Source organism: Pseudomonas sp. P5_B2 (assembly GCF_056400445.1).
This window is the reverse complement of record NZ_JBFULH010000179.1, coordinates 1-7,940: the sequence shown is the minus strand read 5'-3', so window position 1 is coordinate 7,940 and position 7,940 is coordinate 1. Positions and strand designations below refer to the sequence as shown.

Sequence of the window (7,940 nt, the reverse complement as noted above, 5' to 3'; positions counted from 1 at the left end):
ACTCCGCCTTCGCGAGCAAGCCCGCTCCCACATTTGATTTGTGTTGGATCAAACAGCAGCGTTGTAGAACTGCTCGCTGCTTTTCTGTTCAACCAGTGCCTGCTCAATGGCGGCTTGATGCACCTCGTCCGCGTGCTCTTCGCGCGCTTCCGGCAGAATCCCCAGGCGCGAGAACAGTTGCATGTCCTTGTCGGCCTGCGGGTTGGCAGTGGTCAGCAGTTTTTCGCCGTAGAAAATCGAGTTGGCACCAGCGAAGAATGCCAGGGCCTGCATCTGCTCGTTCATCGCTTCGCGGCCAGCGGACAGGCGCACGTGGGATTGCGGCATCAGGATGCGTGCCACGGCGAGCATGCGGATGAAGTCGAACGGATCGATCTCTTCGGCGTTTTCCAGCGGCGTACCGGCGACTTTCACCAGCATGTTGATTGGCACCGACTCCGGATGCTCCGGCAGGTTGGCCAGCTGGATCAGCAGGTTGGCGCGGTCATCGAGGGATTCGCCCATGCCGAGGATGCCGCCGGAGCAGATCTTCATCCCCGAATCACGCACATAGGCCAGGGTTTGCAGGCGTTCGCCGTAGGTGCGGGTGGTGATGATGCTGCCGTAGAACTCCGGCGAGGTGTCGAGGTTGTGGTTGTAATAGTCGAGACCGGCCTGCGCCAGCGCTTCGGTCTGGTCCTGGTCCAGGCGGCCCAGAGTCATGCAGGTTTCCAGCCCCATGGCCTTTACGCCTTTGACCATTTCCAGTACGTAAGGCATGTCTTTGGCCGACGGGTGCTTCCACGCCGCGCCCATGCAGAAACGGGTCGAACCGATAGCCTTGGCGCGAGCGGCCTCTTCGAGGACCTTCTGCACTTCCATCAGCTTTTCTTTTTCCAGGCCGGTGTTGTAGTGACCGGACTGTGGGCAATATTTGCAATCTTCCGGGCAGGCGCCGGTTTTGATCGAGAGCAGCGTGGAAACCTGGACGCGGTTGGCGTCGAAATGCGCGCGGTGCACCGTCTGTGCCTGGAACAACAGGTCGTTGAATGGCTGAACGAAGAGTGCTTTGACTTCGGCCAAAGACCAGTCATGACGCAGGGTTGCAGAGGTGCTGGCGCTCATGGGCGTTTCCTTTGTTTTATGCTTGGCAAGCGGCTGGGGGGATGGAATACCCACAGACGCGACACGGATGTTCGGCATATTTAAGGAAGACTCATGCGCTGTCAACCACGTTACGACGGACCGGTTTACATCTGGTTAAAAAACGAACAACATTGTCTGCTCTGTGCTGAACCGGCCGACGARCACATCCCGATCTGCATGGCCTGCGAAACGGAGCTGCCCTGGCTTGGGGATCAATGCCAAACCTGCGCACTGCCCTTGCCCGGCGCGGGGCTGACCTGCGGCCAGTGCCTGAATCAACCGCCCGCGTTCGAGCAAGTCGCCGCACCGTGGACTTACAGCTTCCCGGTGGACACCCTGATTACACGATTCAAGCATTCGGCAAAGTGGCCGTTTGGCCGACTGCTCGCCGAACTTCTCGCGCAATTCCTGCAACATCGCTTCGATGAAGACCTGCATCGTCCTGACGCGCTGATTCCGGTGCCGCTGGCCTCTAAACGCCTGCGCCAACGGGGTTTCAATCAAGCCGCCATGCTCGCCCGCTGGCTCGGCGCCTGTCTGGAGATTCCTTGCGACGAAACGCTACTGTTGAGGACTCAAGACACCAGCGCGCAACAGGATTTGAATGCCGAGGCCCGCAAAAAGAACCTGCGCAACGCCTTCGCCCTGACGCCCGGCGCACGCATCAAGGGTCGTCATTTGGCCTTGGTGGACGACGTACTGACCACCGGCGCCACGGCGCAAGCCCTCGCCCGACTGCTAATGGACGCGGGCGCCGCGCGGGTTGACGTGTACTGCTTGGCCCGCACACCCAAACCTGGCGACGCAACCTGACTAAATGCGATCCAGTGTGGGAGCTGGCTTGCTCGCGAAGAGGCCATCACATTCAACGTCAATGTGCCTGACCCACCGCCTTCGTCGGAACGCCGCCCGGAGCAAGCTCGCTCCCACAGGGTTTTGCGCCTGACTTGACTCCCGCAGCCCAAGCAGCCAACGTCCTCTGCATCGTCACAGCCCAAAGCACCTCGCCATGTCCTTGCCAACGTTGTTGTCCCAGCACATTGCTCGTCGTCCGCAGCGCATTGCGTTGCTGCAACACATCGCCGAACAGGGCTCGATCACCCGTGCCGCGAAAAGCGCGGGCCTGAGCTACAAGGCGGCGTGGGATGCCATCGACGAGCTGAACAACCTGGCGCAGAAGCCGCTGGTGGAACGCAGCGTCGGCGGTAAGGGCGGTGGTGGCGCCAAACTTTCCAGCGAAGGCCTGCGTGTGTTGCGCCTTTATCAAAAGCTGCAAGCCTTGCAGGCCCAAGTATTGGAGGCGGCCGAAGATGCCAGCGATCTGGACCTGCTTGGTCGCCTGATGCTACGGACCAGCGCGCGCAATCAATTGCACGGCACAGTGGTGGGGATTGAAGCTCAGGGGCGTAACGACCGGATCCGTCTTGAACTGGCCGAAGGTCTGACCATCGATGCGCAGATCACCCACGACAGCACCCTGCGCCTGGAGCTGGAAACTGGCACCGGAGTGGTGGCGTTGATCAAAGCCGGTTGGCTTGAATTGTTGGGTATCGATCAACAAGCAACACCCGGCAACAACTTCCTGAAAGGCATCATCGAAGCCATTCTCGACGCCGAAGACGGCCCCAGCGAAGTGCGCATCGGCCTGCCCAATGGCCAGACACTCTGCGCGCTGGCCGAGCCGCTTCACTTGAGAACGCAGGGGCTTGCCGCTGACAAACCGGTGCTGGTGCAGTTCGCACCCTCCAACGTATTGCTCGGTACACCGCTCTGAAACAAAAACTTCATCGATGCTCTTTAAGGTGTCTGCAAAAACCCGCAGGGAGCCTGATGTGAGCCTATTAGAAGAAAACCAATCCACCGACCTCGAAAAGATGGTCGGCCTCAGCCGTCGTGGGTTCATCAGCGCCGGTGCCCTCTGCGGTGCCGCCATGTTCCTCGGTGGCAACCTGCTGAGCCGCAGCGTGCTGGCCGCAAGTGTCAGCGCCGGCACCAGCAAATTGTTGGGTTTCGACAGCATCCCAGCCGCCACCAGCGACGCCATTACCTTGCCGGCGGGCTACAAATCTTCGGTGCTGATTAGCTGGGGCCAGCCCCTGCAGAATAACGGTCCGGCGTTCGACCCAAGCGGCAATGGCACGGCCGAGCAACAGGAAGTCCAGTTCGGCGACAACAACGACGGCATGAGCCTGTTCGAGTTTCCCGGTGAAAAAGACCGGGCGCTGATGGCGATCAACAACGAATACACCAACTATCGCTACCTCTATCCACATGGGGGCATGCCGCAATCCGCCGAAGAAGTGCGCAAGGCGCTGGCCTGTGAGGGCGTGACGGTGATCGAAGTGCAGCGCAAGAACGGCCATTGGCAATTCGTCCAGGGCTCGCGCTACAACCGTCGCATTCACGGCAACGCCCCCATCAGCCTGAGCGGCCCAGCCGCCGGTCATGAACTGCTGAAAACCAGCGCCGACCCGCTCGGCAAAAATGTCCTCGGCACCTTCCAGAACTGCGCCAATGGCAAGACGCCGTGGGGCACCTACCTGACCTGCGAAGAGAACTTCACCGATTGCTTCGGCAGCAGCACTGCCGAGCAGAAATTCGACCCCGCACAGAAACGCTACGGTGCAGTGGCGACCAGTAAAGAGATCAACTGGCATCAGCACGATGAGCGATTCGACCTGGCGAAGAATCCCAACGAACTCAACCGTCACGGCTGGGTAGTGGAGATCGATCCGTTCGATCCGCAATCGACCCCGGTCAAACGCACAGCCCTTGGCCGCTTCAAGCACGAGAACGCCGCGCTGGCAGAAACCCATGACGGCCACGCCGTGGTGTACATGGGCGACGATGAGCGCGGCGAGTTCATCTACAAGTTCGTCAGCCGCGACAAGATCAACCACAAAAACCCCAAGGCCAACCGCGACCTGCTGGATCACGGCACCTTGTATGTAGCGCGCTTTGACGCTGGCGACGGCAATGCCGATCACCCGAAAGGCCAAGGCGAGTGGGTTGAACTGACGCACGGCAAAAACGGCATCGACGCCAGCAGCGGTTTTGCCAACCAGGCCGAAGTGCTGATCCACGCACGCCTCGCCGCCAGTGTGGTGAAAGCCACGCGCATGGACCGTCCGGAATGGATCGTCGTCAGCCCCAAGGATGGCCAGGTCTATTGCACCCTGACCAACAACGCCAAGCGCGGCGAAGAAGGCCAACCGGCGGGAGGGCCTAACCCTCGCGAGAAGAACGTCTACGGGCAGATTCTGCGCTGGCGCACCGACCGCGATGATCACGCCTCGAAAAGCTTTGCCTGGGACCTGTTTGTGGTCGCCGGCAACCCGGGTGTTCACGCTGGCACGCCAAAGGGCGGTTCGTCGAACATCACGCCGCAGAACATGTTCAACAGCCCGGACGGGTTGGGTTTCGACAAGGCAGGGCGGTTGTGGATTCTCACCGATGGAGATTCGAGCAACGCCGGTGACTTTGCGGGTATGGGCAACAACCAGATGCTGTGTGCCGACCCTGCGACCGGTGAAATTCGCCKGTTCATGGTCGGACCGGTGGGTTGCGAAGTCACCGGGATCAGTTTCTCGCCGGATCAGAAGACGCTGTTTGTCGGGATTCAGCATCCGGGCGAGAACGGCGGTTCGACGTTCCCGGAGCATCTGCCGAATGGTAAGCCGCGGTCTTCGGTGATGGCGATTTCCCGTGAAGATGGCGGGATCGTCGGCGCCTGACAGGACTGGTGAATGATCGTTCCCACGCTCTGCGTGGGAATGCCTCACCGGACGCTCCGCGTCCGATTCTAGGGACACGGAGCGTCCTTGGCTGCATTCCCACGCTGAGCGTAGGGAACGATCCCACTAAAGAAGCCCCGTCTGCGCTACCATGCTTGGCCGGACGCGGCAGCCTGCTGCGCGCAGGAGTCAGCATGGCCCACCCGTTTGCAACCCTCACCCCAGACCTCGTGCTCGATGCCGTCGAAAGCATCGGTTTTCTCAGCGACGCGCGCATTCTCGCGCTCAACAGCTACGAAAACCGCGTCTATCAAGTCGGCATCGAAGACTCCGAGCCGCTGATCGCCAAGTTCTATCGCCCACAGCGCTGGACCAACGAAGCGATTCTCGAAGAACACCAGTTCACCTTCGAACTCGCCGAATGCGACGTGCCAGTGGTTGCGCCAATGATTCACAACGGCGCCAGCCTGCACGAACACAACGGCTTTCGTTTCACCCTGTTCCCCCGCCGTGGCGGCCGTGCGCCGGAGCCGGGCAATCTCGATCAGCTCTATCGTCTCGGTCAGTTGCTAGGTCGCCTGCACGCCGTGGGCTCCACCAAACCGTTCGATCACCGTGAAGCGCTGGGCGTGAAGAATTTCGGCCACGACTCGCTGACCACCTTGCTCGAAGGCAACTTTGTACCCAAAAGTTTGCTGCCGGCCTACGAGTCCGTGGCCCGTGACCTGCTCAAGCGGGTCGAAGAGGTCTACAAGGCGACGCCGCACCAGAACATCCGCATGCACGGCGACTGCCACCCCGGAAACATGATGTGCCGCGACGAAATGTTCCACATCGTCGACCTCGATGACTGCCGCATGGGCCCGGCGGTGCAGGACATCTGGATGATGCTGGCCGGTGACCGTCAGGAATGTCTCGGTCAGTTGTCTGAACTGATGGACGGCTACAACGAGTTTCACGATTTCGATCCGCGAGAACTGGCGTTGATCGAACCTTTGCGCGCCTTGCGCCTGATGCACTACAGCGCCTGGCTCGCCCGTCGCTGGGACGATCCGGCGTTCCCGCACAGTTTTCCGTGGTTCGGCAGTGAGCGGTATTGGGGTGACCAGGTGTTGGCGTTGCGTGAGCAATTGTCGGCACTCAACGAAGAACCCCTAAAACTCTTCTAATTCACCCCGCCCCCCAGTGGGAGCGAGCCTGCTCGCGATCGCGGTTGATCATTCAACATCGATGTCGATTGACCCGACGCTATCGCGAGCAGGCTCGCTCCTACAGGGTTGGGTGTTCACAACTGCCCTACCTATTCAGGCAGGACATCAGCAGACAAATCTCCTTACAATCCCCACTTTGTTAGTTGCCTAAGCAAGGATTCTGCATGCAAGCCGCCAACCCGCGTCGCGGGTACATTCTGGGCCTTACTGCCTACATCATCTGGGGACTTTTCCCCATCTACTTCAAAGCCATCGCCAGCGTGCCCGCCGCGGAGATCATCATCCATCGCGTGCTCTGGTCCGCGCTGTTCGGCGCCTTGTTATTGATGGTGTGGAAACATCCAGGCTGGTGGCGCGAGTTGCGTGACAACCCCAAACGCCTGGCGATCCTGGCCCTGAGCGGCACGCTGATCGCGGCCAACTGGCTGACTTACGTGTGGGCAGTGAACAACGGGCGGATGCTCGAAGCCAGCCTCGGCTACTACATCAACCCGCTGGTGAACGTCCTGCTGGGCATGCTGATCCTCGGTGAGCGATTGCGGCGCATGCAGTGGATCGCCGTGGGCCTTGCGGCAGTCGGCGTGGCGCAGCAGGTGTRGCAAGTCGGCAGCCTGCCATGGGTGTCGCTGGTGCTGGCGTTGTCCTTTGGTTTCTACGGATTGATCCGCAAGCAGGCGCCCGTCAAAGCACTGCCCGGTCTAGTGGTGGAAACCTGGATGCTGGTGCCGATTGCAGTCGCGTGGCTGCTGTTCAACCCGACGGCGGCCAGCGCGCAACCTGAGTTCTGGACCACCTCCGAAGCCTGGTGGCTGGTCGCCGCCGGCCCGATCACGCTGGTACCGCTGATCTGTTTTAACGCAGCCGCAAGGCATATCCCCTACACGACCCTGGGATTCCTCCAGTACCTGGCGCCAACGCTGGTGCTGTTGCAAGCCGTTCTGCTGTTTGGCGAACAGCTGTCGTCCAGCACGCTCGTCGCGTTCATCTTTATTTGGGCGGGCCTGGCGGTTTATAGCGTCGACGCGTGGATAAGTCTGCGTCGCCGCACCTGATCAAAAAACGCACAAACCTCTACAGGCCACGTTCTACGTGGCCTGCATCGATCCTTCCCAAGGTTATCCACAGCGTGATCCCCGGCGTTTGTGCGCAACTTGTTGAAACTGATGGTTTTTTGATCAGATCCTGAAGAAGCCCGGCTGGCGTGGGCTGGCGGGCTGTCTCTACAGGTTATCCACAGGTGGGTGCACGTTAAACTTGGATAACCCTGTCAGGGCTCACTGCGCAACACCAGCTCCACCATCAAATCGTCCGCCAAGGTTTCCAGGCGCGACTGCAATACGTCCAGCGACAAGGTCAGTGGCACCGCGAGGATTGCTTCAGCGTGGAACAGCGGCTCGCTGCTCATTGGTGCCGGGCGCACTTCAGTGACCAACCGTTCAAGGTTCACACCCTGCTCGCTGAGCAGACGGGTGATGTCACGCACGATCCCTGGGCGATCGTTGCCCACCAACTCCATCGCGATCGGCTTCCAGGTGCAGGATTGCTCGATGCCGCTTTCGGCGATCAGCACGCGTATGCCTTGGGCGGATAACGCTTGCAGGGCATCCACTAGTTCATCGTAGGCCTCGGCCGGAACGCCTACCCGAAGTATCCCGGCGAACTGTCCCGCCATGCGCGACATGCGGCTTTCCAGCCAGTTGCCGCCGTGCTCGGCAATGCACTGGGCGATGCGCTCGACCTGCCCGGGCTTGTCTGGAGCAAACACTGTGAGTACGAGGTGGTCCATGGCGCAGCCCTCTTGTCATGACTTTTGTTATAGAAAGGCAAGTATAGGCAAGGGCTGATTCTGCGTTGACTCGTCTGACGCCAT

Annotated in this window: 7 protein-coding genes; 5 read left to right on the top strand and 2 right to left on the bottom strand. The window is 60.3% G+C overall.

Annotation, left to right across the window (positions count from 1 at the left end; translation table 11 throughout):
- Positions 1–48 precede the first annotated feature (48 nt).
- A complete protein-coding gene (gene bioB, locus AC1DRJ_RS15035; RefSeq protein ID WP_477802859.1) occupies positions 49–1,104 on the bottom strand; it encodes a biotin synthase BioB in 1,056 nt (351 codons plus the stop codon).
- A gap of 93 nt (positions 1,105–1,197) precedes the next feature.
- Between bioB and AC1DRJ_RS15030 the strand changes: the two genes are divergently transcribed.
- From AC1DRJ_RS15030 to rarD, 5 genes are all read left to right on the top strand, one after another.
- Complete coding sequence (locus tag AC1DRJ_RS15030) at positions 1,198–1,938, top strand: ComF family protein (protein WP_477802858.1); 741 nt, start codon at positions 1,198–1,200, stop codon at positions 1,936–1,938.
- Positions 1,939–2,134: 196 nt separating this feature from the next.
- A complete protein-coding gene (locus tag AC1DRJ_RS15025; protein WP_477802857.1) occupies positions 2,135–2,899 on the top strand; it encodes a TOBE domain-containing protein in 765 nt (254 codons plus the stop codon).
- A 58-nt stretch (positions 2,900–2,957) separates the two neighbouring features.
- Positions 2,958–4,859 carry a PhoX family protein gene (locus tag AC1DRJ_RS15020; protein WP_477802856.1) on the top strand — a complete coding sequence of 634 codons (1,902 nt, stop codon included), beginning with the start codon at positions 2,958–2,960 and terminating at the stop codon, positions 4,857–4,859.
- 194 nt (positions 4,860–5,053) lie between these two features.
- The gene (locus tag AC1DRJ_RS15015) at positions 5,054–6,028 is read left to right on the top strand and encodes a serine/threonine protein kinase (protein ID WP_477802855.1); all 975 of its coding nucleotides are present in this window, start codon (positions 5,054–5,056) and stop codon (positions 6,026–6,028) included.
- 206 nt (positions 6,029–6,234) lie between these two features.
- Complete coding sequence (gene rarD / locus AC1DRJ_RS15010) at positions 6,235–7,122, top strand: EamA family transporter RarD (protein ID WP_477802854.1); 888 nt, start codon at positions 6,235–6,237, stop codon at positions 7,120–7,122.
- A 215-nt stretch (positions 7,123–7,337) separates the two neighbouring features.
- Here the strand turns inward: rarD and AC1DRJ_RS15005 are convergent, their stop codons facing one another.
- Entirely contained in the window at positions 7,338–7,856 is a 519-nt protein-coding gene (locus AC1DRJ_RS15005; RefSeq protein ID WP_046029919.1) for a glycine cleavage system transcriptional repressor, read from the bottom strand.
- Positions 7,857–7,940: the final 84 nt, after the last annotated feature.